At 59.8% G+C, this 16,359-nt stretch carries 17 protein-coding genes; 2 read left to right on the forward strand and 15 right to left on the reverse strand.

Annotation, left to right across the window (positions count from 1 at the left end; genetic code table 11):
* Positions 1-240: 240 nt before the first annotated feature.
* Positions 241-1,275 (forward strand): NADP-dependent oxidoreductase, encoded by a 1,035-nt coding sequence (locus tag ACYZT1_RS10235; protein WP_462018820.1) that lies wholly within the window; start codon positions 241-243, stop codon positions 1,273-1,275.
* Positions 1,276-1,353: 78 nt separating this feature from the next.
* Positions 1,354-1,956, forward strand: a complete 603-nt coding sequence (recR, locus tag ACYZT1_RS10240) for a recombination mediator RecR (RefSeq protein WP_462018821.1) — start codon at positions 1,354-1,356, stop codon at positions 1,954-1,956.
* Between the two features lie 100 nt (positions 1,957-2,056).
* Here the strand turns inward: recR and ACYZT1_RS10245 are convergent, their stop codons facing one another.
* The 15 genes from ACYZT1_RS10245 to ccoP (ACYZT1_RS10315) form a co-directional block, all read right to left on the reverse strand.
* Positions 2,057-2,605, reverse strand: coding sequence for an adenine phosphoribosyltransferase (locus ACYZT1_RS10245; protein ID WP_462018822.1), 549 nt, complete (start codon positions 2,603-2,605; stop codon positions 2,057-2,059).
* Positions 2,606-2,684: 79 nt separating this feature from the next.
* On the reverse strand, positions 2,685-3,419 hold the full coding sequence (fnr, locus tag ACYZT1_RS10250) for a fumarate/nitrate reduction transcriptional regulator Fnr (protein WP_462018823.1): 735 nt from the start codon (positions 3,417-3,419) through the stop codon (positions 2,685-2,687).
* 91 nt (positions 3,420-3,510) lie between these two features.
* Complete coding sequence (gene hemN, locus ACYZT1_RS10255; protein ID WP_462019222.1) at positions 3,511-4,893, reverse strand: oxygen-independent coproporphyrinogen III oxidase; 1,383 nt, start codon at positions 4,891-4,893, stop codon at positions 3,511-3,513.
* A gap of 240 nt (positions 4,894-5,133) precedes the next feature.
* Complete coding sequence (locus tag ACYZT1_RS10260) at positions 5,134-5,817, reverse strand: sulfite exporter TauE/SafE family protein (protein ID WP_462018824.1); 684 nt, start codon at positions 5,815-5,817, stop codon at positions 5,134-5,136.
* Positions 5,810-6,028 (reverse strand): cbb3-type cytochrome oxidase assembly protein CcoS, encoded by a 219-nt coding sequence (gene ccoS, locus ACYZT1_RS10265; protein ID WP_462018825.1) that lies wholly within the window; start codon positions 6,026-6,028, stop codon positions 5,810-5,812. The genes ACYZT1_RS10260 and ccoS overlap by 8 nt, the downstream gene beginning before the upstream one ends.
* Before the next feature lie 24 nt (positions 6,029-6,052).
* Entirely contained in the window at positions 6,053-8,503 is a 2,451-nt protein-coding gene (locus ACYZT1_RS10270) for a heavy metal translocating P-type ATPase (RefSeq protein ID WP_462018826.1), read from the reverse strand.
* A gap of 173 nt (positions 8,504-8,676) precedes the next feature.
* A complete protein-coding gene (locus tag ACYZT1_RS10275) occupies positions 8,677-9,216 on the reverse strand; it encodes a FixH family protein (protein WP_462018827.1) in 540 nt (179 codons plus the stop codon).
* A gap of 11 nt (positions 9,217-9,227) precedes the next feature.
* Complete coding sequence (gene ccoG, locus ACYZT1_RS10280; RefSeq protein ID WP_462018828.1) at positions 9,228-10,643, reverse strand: cytochrome c oxidase accessory protein CcoG; 1,416 nt, start codon at positions 10,641-10,643, stop codon at positions 9,228-9,230.
* Between the two features lie 204 nt (positions 10,644-10,847).
* On the reverse strand, positions 10,848-11,258 hold the full coding sequence (locus ACYZT1_RS10285; RefSeq protein WP_462018829.1) for a PIN domain-containing protein: 411 nt from the start codon (positions 11,256-11,258) through the stop codon (positions 10,848-10,850).
* Positions 11,258-11,512, reverse strand: coding sequence for a type II toxin-antitoxin system Phd/YefM family antitoxin (locus ACYZT1_RS10290; RefSeq protein ID WP_462018830.1), 255 nt, complete (start codon positions 11,510-11,512; stop codon positions 11,258-11,260). The genes ACYZT1_RS10285 and ACYZT1_RS10290 overlap by 1 nt, the downstream gene beginning before the upstream one ends.
* A 173-nt stretch (positions 11,513-11,685) precedes the next feature.
* Positions 11,686-12,669: a cytochrome-c oxidase, cbb3-type subunit III gene (ccoP, locus tag ACYZT1_RS10295; RefSeq protein ID WP_462018831.1), complete on the reverse strand. Its 984-nt coding sequence runs from the start codon at positions 12,667-12,669 to the stop codon at positions 11,686-11,688.
* Entirely contained in the window at positions 12,666-12,851 is a 186-nt protein-coding gene (locus ACYZT1_RS10300) for a CcoQ/FixQ family Cbb3-type cytochrome c oxidase assembly chaperone (RefSeq protein WP_003175465.1), read from the reverse strand. Before ACYZT1_RS10300 ends, ccoP (ACYZT1_RS10295) begins: the two co-directional genes overlap by 4 nt.
* Before the next feature lie 5 nt (positions 12,852-12,856).
* The gene (gene ccoO, locus ACYZT1_RS10305; RefSeq protein WP_028621424.1) at positions 12,857-13,465 is read right to left on the reverse strand and encodes a cytochrome-c oxidase, cbb3-type subunit II; all 609 of its coding nucleotides are present in this window, start codon (positions 13,463-13,465) and stop codon (positions 12,857-12,859) included.
* Positions 13,465-14,907: a cytochrome-c oxidase, cbb3-type subunit I gene (gene ccoN / locus ACYZT1_RS10310; RefSeq protein ID WP_462018832.1), complete on the reverse strand. Its 1,443-nt coding sequence runs from the start codon at positions 14,905-14,907 to the stop codon at positions 13,465-13,467. The genes ccoO and ccoN overlap by 1 nt, the downstream gene beginning before the upstream one ends.
* Before the next feature lie 476 nt (positions 14,908-15,383).
* Positions 15,384-16,340 carry a cytochrome-c oxidase, cbb3-type subunit III gene (ccoP, locus tag ACYZT1_RS10315; RefSeq protein WP_462018833.1) on the reverse strand — a complete coding sequence of 319 codons (957 nt, stop codon included), beginning with the start codon at positions 16,338-16,340 and terminating at the stop codon, positions 15,384-15,386.
* Positions 16,341-16,359 lie beyond the last annotated feature (19 nt).

Here is a 16,359-nt window from a genome sequence, read left to right on the forward strand (position 1 = left end):
AGTTACAAAAACTGCCAGGCATTACGCCTGGCATCTTTTTTTTTGTGGCTCTTGGCAACATTTTATGTGTGCAGCCGTTTTTACAGGCAGGCCAGCTCTATCAGGTGTCAGCTTTCCGGGGGGAGCAAGGCTTGCCCGCGAAGAACACCACTGGGTCTTCGGGCAAAAACATCGAACGCCGCCCCCCTTCAAATGTCTGCTCCTATATCGCCAATTTCACCGATCACAGGAGAAGCTCACATGTCAGACGCATTGACCCTCAACCAACGATTCGTTTTGGCGTCCCGCCCGACAGGAGCGCCGACGCCGGAAAACTTCCGCCTGGAAAGGGAGGCTCTGCCTGATCTGGCCGAGGGTCAGGTGCTGCTCAAAACCCTTTACCTGTCGCTGGACCCCTACATGCGCGGGCGTATGAGTGACGCTCCGTCCTACGCCGCGCCGGTCGAAATCGGCGAAGTGATGACCGGAGGCGCTGTCAGTCGCGTCGAGCGCTCACGGCATCCGAAATTCCATGAAGGTGATCTGGTTGTGGGCGCGACGGGATGGCAGAGCCACAGCATCAGCGATGGTCGCGACATCATGCCGGTGCCGTCAGGTCTGCCGAGCCCTTCGATGGCGTTGGGCGTATTAGGCATGCCCGGGATGACCGCGTACATGGGCCTGATGGACATTGGTCAGCCCAAAGAAGGTGAAACCCTGGTGGTGGCCGCCGCGTCTGGCGCCGTTGGCTCGGTAGTCGGCCAAGTGGCGAAGATCAAAGGGCTACGGGTCGTTGGCGTCGCCGGCGGTGCAGAAAAATGCCGCTATGTAGTGCAAGAGCTGGGTTTCGATGCCTGCGTCGACCACAAGAGCGACAACTTCGCCGAAGAGCTGGCCCAGGCGTGCCCCGAGGGCATCGACATCTACTACGAGAACGTCGGCGGCAAAGTCTTCGACGCCGTAGTGCCGCTGCTTAACGCCAGGGCGCGCGTTCCTCTGTGTGGCTTGATCGCTTCCTACAATGCCCATGAAGCACCGAGTGGGCCGGATCGTCTGCCGCTGTTGCAGCGCACGCTGCTGACGAAGCGAGTGCGCATTCAGGGCTTCATCGTATTCGACGACTACGGAGATCGGCAGCCGGAATTTGTCAGCGCAATGGCGCCGTGGGTGCGCGATGGCAAGGTCAAGTTCCGTGAAGACGTGGTCGATGGCCTGGAGAACGCGCCCGAGGCCTTCATCGGTCTGCTGGAAGGCCGCAACTTTGGCAAACTGGTCGTGCGTGTTGCTCAGGACTGAGTAATTGCCGCCGCGATTTGACGCTCAACGGAGGCGCGGGTATAAACCGCGTCTCGTTATGTTGTCGGATGTTTCCTCATGAGCTTCAGCCCTTTGATTCGCCAACTGATCGATGCCCTGCGAATTCTGCCGGGCGTGGGTCAGAAAACTGCCCAGCGCATGGCATTGCAGCTGCTCGAACGCGATCGCAGCGGTGGCTCGCGCCTGGCGTCGGCGTTGAGTCAGGCCATGGAAGGGGTGGGCCACTGCCGTTTGTGCCGCACACTGACTGAAGACGATCTGTGCCCGCAATGCGCTGATACCCGCCGCGACGACACCTTGCTGTGTGTGGTGGAAGGGCCGATGGATGTTTATGCGGTCGAGCAGACCGGTTTCCGCGGTCGCTATTTCGTCTTGAAGGGGCATTTGTCGCCGCTGGACGGGCTGGGGCCTGAAGCCATTGGTATCCCGCAGCTGCTCGAGCGGATTCAGCAGGCGGGCACGTTCACCGAGGTAATCCTCGCCACCAACCCGACGGTCGAAGGCGAAGCCACGGCGCACTACATCGCCCAGTTGTTGAACAACAAAGGCCTGATTGCCTCACGCATCGCCCATGGCGTGCCGCTGGGTGGCGAGCTGGAGCTGGTCGATGGCGGAACGCTGGCGCATTCGTTTGCGGGGCGCAAGCCGATTGCCCTATAGCGTCAGTACGGACGCCATCGCTGGCAAACCAGCTTGGCTTTACCTGAATAACCGGATTCTGCTCCGGGATTCCGCCGAAGAGGCCTCTGAAGGCGCGGCGTTACTTATCTGTCAACGCAAACTGCGTCAGGCAAAACGTCGGGATCCCCATGTCCTGCAGGCGCTGCGAACCACCCAGCTCTGGCAGATCAATGATCGCCGCCGCCTCATGCACCTGCGCGCCCATGCGTCGAATCAGGTTCGCTGCCGCAATCAGGGTGCCGCCGGTGGCGATCAGGTCATCGAACATCACGACCGAATCACCCTCGCACAGGCTGTCGGCATGCACTTCGAGAAACGCTTCGCCGTACTCCGTCGCATAACCTTCGGCCAACACATCGGCCGGCAGCTTGCCTTGCTTGCGGAACAGCACCAGCGGCTTGTTCAACTGATAGGCCAACACCGAACCGATCAGAAAGCCACGGGCGTCCATGGCGCCGATGTGGGTGAAATCGGCCTCGACATAACGGTGAGCGAAACTGTCCATTACCAGACGCAAGGCCGTAGGCGACTGGAACAGCGGGGTAATGTCGCGAAAGATCACGCCCGGTTTCGGGAAGTCGATTACAGGGCGGATCAGGGATTTGATGTCGAAGGAGTCGAAGACCATCGTCGAGGTGTCCTGGCAGGCTACAAACGACGCAGTATAACGGTGGCTGAACCGTTTCGCTCAGCCATCGTCCGTCGCATCAGCCTTCGATGGAACCGCCAGCCAGCGCACACAGCTGGATCGGGTCGAGGATGTGGATTTCCTTGCCTTCGGCCGCAATCAACTCGTTCTGCTGGAATCGCGTGAACACCCGGGACACGGTTTCCACCGCCAGGCCCAAATAATTGCCGATTTCATTGCGCGACATGCTCAAACGAAACTGGTTGGCGGAGAATCCACGAGCGCGGAAGCGTGCTGACAGATTGACCAGAAACGTGGCAATGCGCTCGTCCGCGGTTTTTTTCGACAACAGCAGCATCATTTGCTGATCGTCACGAATTTCCCGGCTCATCACCCGCATCAATTGCCGGCGCAGTTGCGGCAACTGCAAGGCCAGTTCGTCGAGGCGTTCGAAGGGGATTTCACACACCGAGGTGGTTTCCAGCGCTTGTGCCGAAACCGGATGCTTTTCAGTGTCCATCCCCGACAGCCCGACCAGTTCACTCGGTAAATGAAAACCGGTGAGCTGTTCTTCACCACCGTCGCTCAGCCCGAAGGTTTTCAAGGCGCCCGAGCGCACGGCATAAACAGCGTCGAAAACGTCGCCCTGGCGGAACAGGAATTCGCCTTTTTTCAGCGGGCGACCACGCTTGACGATTTCGTCCAGCGCATCCATGTCCTCCAGATTCAGTGAAAGTGGCAGGCACAGGGGGGCGAGGCTGCAATCCTTGCAATGGGCCTGGGTGTGAGCGCGCAGTTTGACTGGCTCAGACATTTCTTCAATCCTTGTGGGAAAAGCACACATAAGATGTAAGGGTAACCCACGACAGGACATTCAGGCCAGCTTGCGGATTTGCCGCAAGCGTTCAGATCACTCGGGAAAACCGCTGGCGATTCTGTTGCTGCAGATACCCGTCGAACACCATGCAGACGGAGCGGACCAATAAACGTCCCGCTGGCAGCACGGTGAGTCTTTGGTTATCGATCTCGATCAAGCCATCCTTGGCCATGCCCTGCAATTGCGGCCACAGCGCGCCAAAATAGTCGCGAAAAGCAATGTTAAACATCTGCTCAATCTCCGCAAAATCCAGCCTGAATGTGCACATCAGTTGCTGAATCACTTTGCGTCGCAAACGGTCGTCGGCGTTGCACACCAGGCCGCGATGGGTCGCCAGTTGCGCCGAAGCCAGGGCGTTCTGGTAGTGATTGAGGTCACTGCTGTTCTGGCAGTACAGATCGCCGATCTGACTGATCGCCGAAACGCCCAGACCGATCAGGTCGCAGTGACCGTGGGTGGTGTAGCCCTGAAAATTGCGCTGCAGAGCCGATTCTTCCTGGGCAATTGCCAGCTCATCGTCGGGCAGCGCGAAATGGTCCATCCCGATGTAGCGGTAGCCGGCGGCAGTCAGCTGTTCGATGGTGCGCTGGAGCATCTCCAGTTCGTCCGCCGGTGTCGGCAGTTCGTGGCTGTGAATGCGCCGCTGCGGCATGAAGCGTTCAGGCAGGTGCGCGTAATTGAACACTGACAACCGATCCGGTTGCAGGTGGATCACTTCGGCGACGGTGCGGGCGAAGTTGTCCGGGGTCTGTTTCGGCAGGCCGTAGATCAGATCGAGGTTGATCGAGCGAAACTGCAAGGTCCGTGCAGCCTCGATCACCGCGCGGGTTTCTTCGAGACTTTGCAGGCGGTTGACCGCTCGTTGCACCGCTGGATCAAGGTCCTGCAGACCGATACTGACCCGATTGAAACCCAGTTCTCGCAGCAGGCCCATGGTTGACCAGTCAGCCTCCCGAGGGTCGATCTCGATACCGTAATCACCGGAATCGTCGTCCAGCAGGTTGAAGCTTTTGCGCAATCTGGCCATCAACTGGCGCAGTTCATCGTGGCTGAGAAAGGTCGGTGTACCGCCGCCGAAGTGCAACTGCTCAACCTTTTGTACCGGGTCGAGATGGCAAGCAATCAGCTGGATTTCCTGCTCGATACGTTGCAGATAGGGAAGGGCGCGCCCGCGATCCTTGGTGATGACTTTGTTACACGCGCAGTAGTAGCAAATGTTCGCGCAGAACGGCACATGCACGTACAGCGAGAGCGGCCGCCGGGCTTTGCGGCTTTCACGCAGTGCGTGGAAAAAATCGAATGTGCCGACGTGAGCGCCAAACTGCATGGCGGTCGGGTAAGAGGTGTAGCGCGGTCCCGCCAGGTCGTATCGGCGGATCAGATCAGTGTCCCAACGAATGGCGTCGAGCATCATGCGGGCGTTCCCCGAGATAGACTGGCAGTGTGAGCGAGTCTAAGAGGCAGGCGCTTGAGACGTGTTGATTTGCATCAAGTGACCGCCGACCTGTAGCCGCTGCCCAAGGCTGCGTCCGGCGGCGAAGCCGTCGCAAGCCCGGACACCTCGGTATGTCAGGGAGAACTGTATGGGCCTGGTTGGCGAGGACTTTGTCCTCGGACGCAGCCTTCGGCAGCTGCTACAGGGGATGCGTTGTCAGTGGCCCATCAGCCAATGCTGATGCGGGCCGGGCAAGGTCCAGATACCAAACAGGATCACCAGCAGGCCGCCGGTGATGCGCGCGCTGCGTTTGCGCAACAGCGCCGTGACGCGCTCGGCGGCCAGGCCGGTGGCGAGCAAGACTGGCCAGGTACCGAGGCCGAAAGCGAGCATCAGCAGTGCGCTGTCGAACGCATTGCCCTGGCTCGCTGCCCACAACAATGTGCTGTAAACCAGCCCGCAAGGTAGCCAGCCCCATAACGCGCCCAGCAACAAGGCGCGAGGCAGGCTCGAGACCGGCAGCAGTTTGTTGGCAACCGGTTGTATGTGCCGCCACAGTCCGCGGCCGAGGCTTTCGATACGGGTCAAGCCACTCCACCACCCCGACAGATACAGGCCCATGGCAATCAACAGCAAACCGGCAAGGATGCGCATGAGCATCGCTGCCGGACTGTTTGCCACGGCCCATCCCGCCAGCCCGATCAATAACCCTGCAGCGGCGTAACTGAGAATTCGCCCCAGGTTGTAGGCCAACAGCAGACGAAAACGCCGGCTGCGTTGTTCCTTGGGAATCGCCAGAGTCAGCGCGCCCATCAACCCGCCGCACATGCCCAGGCAATGGCCGCCACCAAGCAGGCCGAGGATGACCGCAGACACCAGCAGTGGCGCCAACTCAAGCATGCGGTGGCGCCTTGTCGTCCGGTTTCGGCGGCGCAGCGCTGGCGGCGTCGACGGCGGCCTGGTGATTCGGGTCCTGATCGTCAAACAGAATGCTGTGCGCCGGGCCATCGAGGTCATCGTACTGACCGCTGTCGACTGCCCAGAAGAAAATGTAGATCGCAATGCCGACGATCAGCAGCGCGGCCGGGATCATCACGTAGAGAGCTGGCATGGGTGAACTCCATGCCCGCGCGGCTCAGGCCGGCAGCGGGCGGGTTTCTGCCGTGGTGCTGGCGGTGTGCGTGCTCGGCAGGCGAGTCAGGCGCAACGCGTTGAGCACCACGGTCAGCGAACTGATGGACATACCGATTGCGGCCCACACCGGCGTGATCCAGCCGAGGGCGGCAAACGGCAACATGAGACCATTGTACAACCCGGCCCAGAGCAAATTCTCGATGATCACCCGGCGGGTCCGTCGAGCCAGGCTGAAGGCCTGGATCAGTGCATCGAGCCGATTGGACAGCAGCACCGCATCGGCGCTGGTCTTGGCCAGATCAGTCGCTGAGCCCATGGCGACGCTGATGTCGGCGGCGGCCAGCACCGGCACGTCATTGACCCCGTCGCCCAGCATCAACACCTTGCGACCTTCCCGGTGCAACTGCTGCAGCACCTGCAGTTTATCGTCCGGACGCAATCCGCCCCGGGCCTCATCAATGCCCAGTTGCGCCGCAACGCTGGCAACCATCGGCGAGCTGTCACCCGACAGCAACAACGTGCGCCAGCCGCGAGCCCGGCATGCAGCGAGCAGCGCAGGAGCGTCGTCGCGCAACCGATCGTCCAGCACCAACCAGGCCAGCGGTCCATCAGCGTCGCCGAGCAGCAGCCATTGCCCGGGTTCATCGGGCATCGACGGAACGACCGCACCACTCAGTTCACAGACAAAAACGGGTTGGCCAATCCGCAAACGTTGCTCGCCCACCCAGCCTTCGAGGCCCAGTCCGGGTCGACTTTGAACGTCTTTAGCGGCCTGCGGCGCACGCCCGAATGCACGGGCGATCGGGTGTTCGGAACGATTTTCGAGGGCCGCGGCCAGGCTCAGGCATTGATCGCTGTCGAGTGCGCCGAGCGGGCGGATCGCACGCAACACCAGACGACCTTCAGTCAGCGTCCCGGTCTTGTCGAAAATCACCGTGTCGATCTGGTTCAGGCCCTCCAGGACATGGCCGCGGGTCAGCAGCAAGCCGAGTTTATGCAGCGTGCCGGTGGCCGCGGTGAGCGCGGTCGGCGTTGCGAGGGACAACGCGCACGGGCAGGTCGCGACCAGCATGGCGAGGACAATCCAGAACGCGCGGGAGGAATCCAGCTCCCACCAGACCAGCCCGATAATGGCAGCGGCGATCAGCGACAGCAGCAAAAACCACTGCGCGGCGCGGTCGGCAACTTCCGCCAGTCTTGGCTTTTCGGCCTGGGCGCGGTCGAGCAGGCGGACGATCGCGGACAGCCGCGTGTCATGCCCGAGCGCGAGCACTTCGACCGTCAGCACGCCTTCCACATTCAACGTGCCAGCGGTGACAGCATCGCCCGGCGTGCGTGTTTGCGGCAGGTATTCGCCGGTCAGCAGGGATTCATCGACGCTCGACTGCCCCTCAAGAATCTTTCCATCAGCCGGCAGTACCGCGCCGGGATGCACCAGCACGTGATCACCCTCGCGCAGTTCGCTGAGCAGGATGCGTTCGCTCTGGCCATCAGCGCTCAGACGCAGGCACGAGGCCGGCAGCAGATTGACCAGTTGCGCGGTGGCGGCAGCGGTGCGTTGGCGGGCACGGCGCTCAAGGTAACGGCCGGCCAGCAGAAAAAGCGCGAACATGCCGACCGCATCGAAATACAGTTCACCTGCGCCGGTGATCGAGGTCCAGATCCCGGCGATGTAAGCGCTGCCGATCGCCAGCGACACCGAAACGTCCATGGTCAGATGGCGGGTGCGCAGATCACGCATGGCGCCTTTGAAGAAGGGCGCGCAGCTATAGAACACAATCGGTGTCGTCAGGAACAGTGCGACCCAGCGCAAAATGGTATGCAGTTCAGGACTGAGGTCGATGTTGAATTCCGGCCAGGTGGCCATCGTCGCCATCATGGCCTGGAACCACAGCAGCCCGGCGACGCCGAGTTGGCGCAGCGCCAGACGATTCTCGCTGGCCAGTTGTTCGCTGGCGCGGTCGGCTTGATAAGGATGGGCGGCGTAGCCGATCTGGCGCAGTTCGCTCAGCACCTGGCTCAGCGGCAATTGCGCATCGGCCCAGCGTACATGCAGGCGGTGGTTGGACAGATTCAGACGCGCTTCGGCGACGGCGGGCAAGCCGCGCAAGTGTTTTTCAATCAGCCAGCCGCACGCGGCGCAACTGATGCCTTCCATCAACAGGGTGGTGTCGGCGAGGTCGCCGTCGTGGCGGACAAAGGGTTCTTGCACGTCGGCGCGATCGTACAGGGCCAGCTCATCGACCAGTTGCACTGGCAAACCTTCGGGGTTGGCCGAGGCTTCACTGCGATGTCGGTAATAATTTTCCAGGCCCCCGGCGACAATCGCTTCGGCCACCGCCTGACAACCCGGACAGCAGAACGCGCGGATTTCCCCGAGAACACCGGCGGTAAAACGGCTGCCGGCCGGGACGGGCAGGGCGCAGTGGTAGCAGGGGGTTGGCGTGGTCATCTAATTGGCCATAAAAACAAAGTGTTAAAGGCGGGCCAGGTACTGTGGCGAGGGGATTTATCCCCGCTGGGCTGCGAAGCGGCCCCCTGCATTCTTCCTGTCATATCTAGACAAAAAGCTCCACGACCGCTTCGCAGCCGAACGGGGATAAATCCCCTTGCCATATTGCGACTTCAGTTTTTCAGGTCTTCGGCGCCTTGCAGCGGTTCGTCACCGAGTAGCAGGTCCTTGTCGTGGCTGACCTGTTCTTCCTCGAACATGCGCCACGTCTTGTCGTCCTGCACGCCCAGCAACTCGACAAAGCGCCGGCCCTCAACCTTGTCGTTCACTTGACCGATGTAGCGACCCGGTTCGGAGCCGCTCTGCACCAGGCTGATCTTGCGATCTTTTTCCGGCTGCGTCGGCGAGATCAGGTTCAGCTCCAGGCTGGCCGGTTGGCTCTTGCCATTCAGACGAACCTCGACTTCACCGGTCTCGCCGTCCAGATGCACGTTGGCGCGCAGCTGCAGCGTTTGCGCCAGCAGCTCACGGTCAAGGGAGCGGTTGATGCCTTTGCCGGCCTCGTAATAATTGTCGTTGACCAGGTTGTCCGGGTTCTTTACCGCGATGGTCACCATCGACAGGGTCAGCGTGACCGAGCACGCCAGGATGGCGATGATGATCCATGGCCAAAGGTGCTTGTACCACGGGCTAGCGGCGTTTGGTGCAGGCATGATCACTTCTCTCAACGAATTTGTGGGCCGATGAACCGGCTCTTTGCTTCAACGTGGATACCGGCGTCGTCGGCGTCCTTGAGGATGAATTTCACCTCGTTGGTGCTCGATGGCAGTTTCTCCGGCGCCATGGAAAGCTCAACCGGCTGACTGAAGATTTCCCCGGCGGCGACCTTGATTTCGCGTTTGCCCTGCAGCTTGAGATCCGGCAGGCCGACCGCTTCCAGCACGTAAGTGTGATCGCGCTGGTCTTTGTTCATGACCTTCAGGCTGTAGACGTTTTCGATCCGGCCTTCGGCGTTTTCGCGATACAGCACGCGGTCCTTGCTGACGTCGAAGCCCACCAGCGAACGCATGAAAAAAGCGCCAGCAAGCAGTGCCATCATCGTCAGCAAAACCACGGCGTAACCGATCAGGCGCGGCCGCAGTTTATTGGTTTTTTGTCCGGACAGGTTGTGCTCGGTGGTGTAGCTGATCAGGCCGCGCGGGTAGTCCATCTTGTCCATGATGCTGTCACACGCATCGATACAGGCGGCACAGCCAATGCACTCGACTTGCAGGCCATCGCGGATGTCGATGCCGGTCGGGCAGACTTGAACGCACATCGTGCAATCGATGCAATCGCCCAGCCCCATGGCCTTGTAGTCGACCCCTTTCTTGCGCGGGCCACGGGATTCGCCGCGGCGCGGGTCGTAGGAAACGATCAGGGTGTCCTTGTCGAACATCACGCTCTGAAAGCGCGCATAAGGGCACATGTAAATGCACACTTGCTCACGCAGCCAGCCGGCATTGCCGTACGTGGCGAGGGTGAAGAAACCGACCCAGAAATACGACCAGCCATCGGCCTGACCGGTGAAGAAGTCGATGGTCAACTCGCGAATGGGCGAGAAATAACCGACGAAGGTCATGCCGGTGGCGAAACCGATCAGCAGCCACAACGTGTGTTTGCTGAATTTGCGCAGGAACTTGTTAGCGCTCATCGGCGCCTTGTCGAGCTTGATGCGTTGGTTGCGGTCGCCTTCGGTGACCTTCTCGCACCACATGAAGATCCACGTCCAGACGCTTTGCGGACAGGTGTAACCGCACCAGACGCGGCCGGCATACACAGTGATAAAGAACAGGCCGAAGGCGCTGACGATGAGAATGCCCGAGAGCAGGATGAAATCCTGCGGCCAGAAGGTCGCGCCGAAAATAAAGAATTTACGTTCCGGCAGGTTCCACCACACCGCTTGATGACCACCCCATTTCAACCAGACCGTCCCGAAATACAGCAGAAACAGACCGGCACCGCCGATCATGCGCAAATTGCGGAACAGGCCGGTGAAGGCGCGGGTGTAGATTTTTTCCCGTGAGGCGTAGAGATCGACCGTTTTGCTCGCGTCTTTGGCTGGCGGAGTGACGTCGTGTACCGGAATCTGGTTGCTCATCAGTTGCATCCCACGGCAGTGGAAAATTGCCGCGGTCAGTACATGCCGGCCGCGGTCAAAAAGGGTGTTGCAGTGGCGCAATGATACGCCTGTCGCTCTGGCTCAAGGGTGCGACCTTTAGTCGCGTTGGGATAATTCAACTGATGGTGTAATGACTTGAATCAATTGACAGAGCAATTATGGGCTGTTTCGAGGGGCGGACGCTTATTCAATCCACGGGTTTAGCAGTGCGACGCCGCTGGATTGAAAATCACTGATGTTACGGGTGACTACGGTCAGCCCGTGCACCAGTGCAGTTGCGGCGATCAGTGCATCGCTCTCGTTGGCGCGGTCCGGCACATGTAGACCCGCACAGCGAATGGCTACTGCGGCATCGATTGGAAGGATCCGGGCATCGAACGCCGGCATGACATGTCGCTTGAGCCAATTACGCAATATCTTTCCCTGTGCGGCGTCTCGTCGCTCCATGCGCAGCACACCGGTTTCCAGTTCCTTCAAGGTAATTGCCGACATGAACATTTTCGCCGCGATGACACTCTTCGCCCAAGACACGACATTTGGATCAGCATGGGGTTTGCGCAGTTCGGAAATTACGTTGGTATCCAGTAAATACATCAAGACAAGTCCACGGGGCGGTGAGTAATGACGGCGCGCTCGGTTTCGAACTCGATGTCTCGCGCTTCAGGCATCATCAGCAAATCGACAATGCTTGCGTTCACGCCAGTCAGTTTTTGATAGTCCTCAATGCTTAGCAGTACATGAGCCGGCTTGCCACGGTCGGTGATGATGACAGGCCCTTGGCGCGCGGCTTTTTTGGCACTGCTTGTGTCCTGATTGAATTCGCGGCTGGAAATAGTAGTGATCGACATCATCGTCGTCCTGTCTGAACGCTGGTTGTAGAAACGTTACTACCTCGGACGGCATCCCACAACCCTGCAACACGAAAACGCACCGCCTCCCGTCGCCATCTGGCCACGGCAAATGCAAAAGGCCCCGTCCATTCACATGGGCGGGGCCTTTTTTGTCGCGTCAGATTTCAGGCTTACTGTTTGTCTTCCGCCGGAGCTTTCTCGCCATGGGAGAGGCTGTAGACGTAAGCAGCCAGCAGGTGAACCTTGTCGTTGCCTTGCAACTGTTCCTGCGCAGGCATCTGGCCCTGCCGGCCGTAACGAATGGTCTGCTGCAGTTGCGCAAAGCTTGAGCCGTAGATGAACGCGCCCGGATGCGTCAGGTCGGGTGCGCCCATTGCCGGTGTGCCTTTGCCAGCCGGACCGTGGCAAGCCACGCAGTTGGCCGCGAACAATTTCTGGCCGTTGGCCGGGTCAGCCTTGGCGCTTTCCGGCAGCTTGCGGCCATCCAGGTTGGTCACGACAAATGCAGCAACGTCAGCCACGCCTTGCTCGCCGATCACTTCGGCCCAGGCCGGCATCACGGCGTGACGACCGCCCATGATGCTGGTCTTGATGGTTTCTGCCTCGCCGCCCCAGCGCCAGTCGGCGTCGGTCAGGTTTGGAAAGCCATAGGCGCCTTTGGCGTCGGAGCCGTGACAGACCGAGCAGTTGGACGCAAACAGACGGCCACCCATCTTCAGGGCTTGCGGGTCCTTGGCCACTTCTTCGATCGGCATGGATGCGAACTTGGCGAAGATCGGGCCGAAACGGGCCTCGGACCTGGCCATTTCCTTTTCCCACTCGTGAACGCCGGTCCAGCCGCTCTGGCCGTTGGCGAACGCGATTTGCTTTTCGTTATCCAGGTAGTCGTAGCCGGGCAACAGGCCTTTCCAGTTGCCCAAACCCGGGTACAGCACCAGGTAACCCAGCGCGAAAATGATGGTGCCGACAAACAGCATGAACCACCATTTTGGCAATGGGTTGTCGTACTCCTCGATCCCGTCGAAGGAGTGGCCGACCGTTTCTTCTGTCTGCTCGGCGCGCTGACCCTTGCGGGTGGACAGCAGCAGCCAGGTCAGGGCGAAGATGGTGCCCAGACTGAGGACTGTGACGTACAGACTCCAGAACGTAGTCATTCTTTGTTACTCCTAGAAGCTTGCTCGACGTGCTTGATGGCTTCGGGATCATCCGCGAAAGGCAGCAAGGTCGCGTCTTCAAACTCCGACTTGCGCTTGGGACTGAACACCCACAGCGCCAGTCCGATGAAGGCCACCATCACAACAACGGTGCCCAGGCCACGAATCATCCCGATATCCATCTAAATCACCGTTTGCTTTTGATGATGGTGCCCAGGCCTTGCAGATAGGCCACCAGCGCGTCCATTTCGGTTTTGCCCTTCACGGCATCCCTGGCACCGGCGATGTCTTCGTCGGTGTAAGGAACGCCGAGCGTGCGCAAGACTTCCATTTTCTTCGCGGTGTCTTTGCCGTCGAGCTTGTTTTCCACGAGGAACGGGTAGGCCGGCATTTTCGACTCTGGCACTACGTTGCGCGGGTTGTACAAGTGCGCACGCTGCCAGTCATCGGAGTAACGACCGCCGACGCGGGCCAGGTCCGGACCGGTACGCTTGGAACCCCACAGAAACGGGTGGTCCCAGACGCTTTCACCGGCAACCGAGTAGTGGCCATAACGTTCGGTTTCAGCACGGAACGGACGGATCATCTGCGAGTGGCAGCCGACACAACCGTTGGCCATGTAGACGTCGCGCCCTTCCAGTTCAAGCGCGGTGCGCGGTTTCATGCCTTCGACCGGCTTGTTGGTGACGTCCTGGAAAAACAGTGGAACGATTTGCGTCAGGCCGCCGATGCTGACGGCGATAACCATGAAGAAGGCCAGCAGGCCAATATTCTTCTCGACTGCTTCATGCTTCATCAGTGAGCTCCAACTACAGCAATCTGTTCAGCTGCTTCGGCTTCAGCCGGGTTCGAGGCACGTACGGTACGCCATACGTTGTACGCCATGAACAGCATGCCGCTGGCGAAGAACGCACCGCCCAGGGCGCGGACGATGAAACCAGGATGACTGGCCTGCAGCGCTTCGACGAACGAGTAGGTGAGGGTGCCGTCATCGTTGATTGCACGCCACATCAGACCCTGGGTAATGCCGTTGACCCACATCGAGGCGATGTAAAGAACGGTACCGATGGTCGCGAGCCAGAAGTGCGCGTTGATCAGGGCGATGCTGTGCATCTGCGCACGACCGAACAGTTTCGGGATCATGTGATAGATCGCGCCGATCGAGATCATCGCTACCCAGCCCAGAGCGCCGGCGTGTACGTGGCCGATGGTCCAGTCGGTGTAGTGCGAGAGCGAGTTGACGGTCTTGATGGCCATCATCGGGCCTTCGAAGGTCGACATGCCGTAGAACGCCAGCGACACCACCAGGAAGCGCAGGATCGGGTCGGTGCGCAATTTATGCCAGGCCCCCGACAGAGTCATCATGCCGTTGATCATGCCGCCCCAGCTGGGGGCCAGGAGGATGATCGACATCGCCATGCCCAGCGACTGCGCCCAGTCCGGTAGTGCGGTGTAGTGCAAATGGTGCGGACCGGCCCAGATGTACAGGGTGATCAGCGCCCAGAAGTGCACGATCGACAGACGATAGGAGTAGATCGGACGCTCGGCCTGCTTGGGAACGAAGTAGTACATCATCCCCAGGAAGCCGGTGGTCAGGAAGAAACCCACTGCGTTGTGACCGTACCACCACTGGATCATCGCATCCGTCGCGCCGGAATAAGCGGAGTAGGATTTGAACAGGCTGACCGGCAGCGAGGCGTGGTTGACGATGTGCAGCATCGCCGTCACGACAATGAAAGCACCGTAGAACCAGTTACCGACATAAATGTGCCTGGTCTTGCGCTTGACGATGGTACCGAAGAACACCAGCGCGTAAACGATCCACACAATGGCCAGCAGAATAGCCAGTGGCCATTCCAGCTCGGCGTATTCCTTGGTGGTGGTCAGACCCATCGGCAGGGTAACGATTGCGCCGATGATCACCGCTTGCCATCCCCAGAAGTGGAAGGCCGCCAGGCTGTCGGAAATCAGTCGCGTTTGGCAGGTTCGCTGCACGACGTAATAAGAAGTGGCAAACAGTGCACAACCACCGAAGGCGAAAATCACCAGGTTGGTGTGCAACGGGCGCAGGCGTCCAAAGCTCGTCCATGCCAGACCGAAGTTCAACTCCGGCCAGACCAGTTGCGAGGCGATGAAGACACCGAGCCCCATGCCAAGGATCCCCCAGACCACCGTCATGATGGCGAACTGGCGGACTACCTTATAGTTATAAGCAGTCGGACTGATTGCTGTGCTCATTCTAAGGTTCCACGGTTTGGGTGTTTTATTAGGAGTGAAAATCGGCCGCAAGTATGTAGAAAGCGGGGGGTCATTGCAACGCGCCATGACCTGCGCCAATGCTTTCAGACGCTGATTCTGCGGCCTTTCCATGCCCCGCGTAAGGGCAAAATTACCCATGGACAAAACGCCGCAGTGAGCGAACAGGATCAAGGGTCAGGTCATCTGTAACCGGGTGTGTTCAAACACGCAGGGCAGGGGGGTGCGGGCAATAAGCACGATAGCCGTCAACTATCTGCCTTTGCGGCCTGTCATCGAGCGAATGTGTCGAGCACACCGGGTGTATCGACCTTGAACCGGCTCATGCATCGGAGAAAGCTTAGACCCGAATACGGGGAACCGAAAGGTGCATCAGAGGAGGGTGTGACAAAAGGAAGCAGTTGCAAGTCTCAAGCTGCAAGTGCAAGTGTGCACACTCGCAGCCGTTGCGTTTGCCTCTACTTGCGGTCTGTAGCTTGTAGCTTGCTGCTCAACTGCTCATTCCCATGCGACAGGCTGTACACATAGGCCGCTAACAGTTGCACTTTATCGTTGCCGAGCAACTCGTTCTGCGCCGGCATATGGCCCTGACGGCCATGGCGAATGGTCTGTTGCAGTTGCGCCAGGCTCGACCCGTAGATGTAGCCGGCCGGTTGCGTCAGATTCGGCGCGCCCATGGCCTCGTTGCCTTGGCCATTGGCGCCGTGACAAGCCGTGCACCTGGCTCTGAACGCTTGCTGACCAGCCTGCAGATCGGCGCTGGTGTCTGCCGGCAGTGGCAACCCGGCCAGTTCGTGACGCACGTAAGCAGATACATTTTTCACGCCGGCCTCCCCGAGGATTTCCCCCCAGGCCGGCATCGCCGCCATGCGCCCGCCCATGATCGTGGTCTTGATCATTTGCGCGTCGCCGCCCCAGCGCCAATGGCTGTCGGCCAGGTTGGGGAAACCAAACGCGCCCTTGGCATCCGAGCCGTGGCACACCGAGCAATTTGAGGCAAACAGGCGTGCGCCCATTTTCAGCGCCTGCGGATCCTTCGCCACTTCCTCCAGCGGCATTGCAGCGAATTTGGCGAAGATCGGCCCAAACCTCGCGTCCGCCTTGTTCATCTCCCTTTCCCATTCGTGGACGCCGGTCCAGCCGTCCTCGTAACCCGGCAAAATGCCTTTCCAGTTGCCCAGGCCGGGATAAAGCACCAAATAGCCGACGGCGAACACCAGCGTGCCGGCGAACAGCATGAACCACCATTGCGGCAGCGGATTGTCGTACTCCTCGATGCCGTCGAAGCTGTGGCCCATGGTCTGGTCGACGCTGCCCTTGGTTTCGCCTTTGCGCGTGCCGATCAACAGCCAGGTCAGGCCGAGCAGGCTGCCGATGGTCAGTACGCAGATCCACGTACTCCAGAAAGTGGTCATGGCCGGTTACTCCTTGTGA

The sequence above is a fragment of the Pseudomonas sp. PB3P13 genome, from assembly GCF_054897735.1.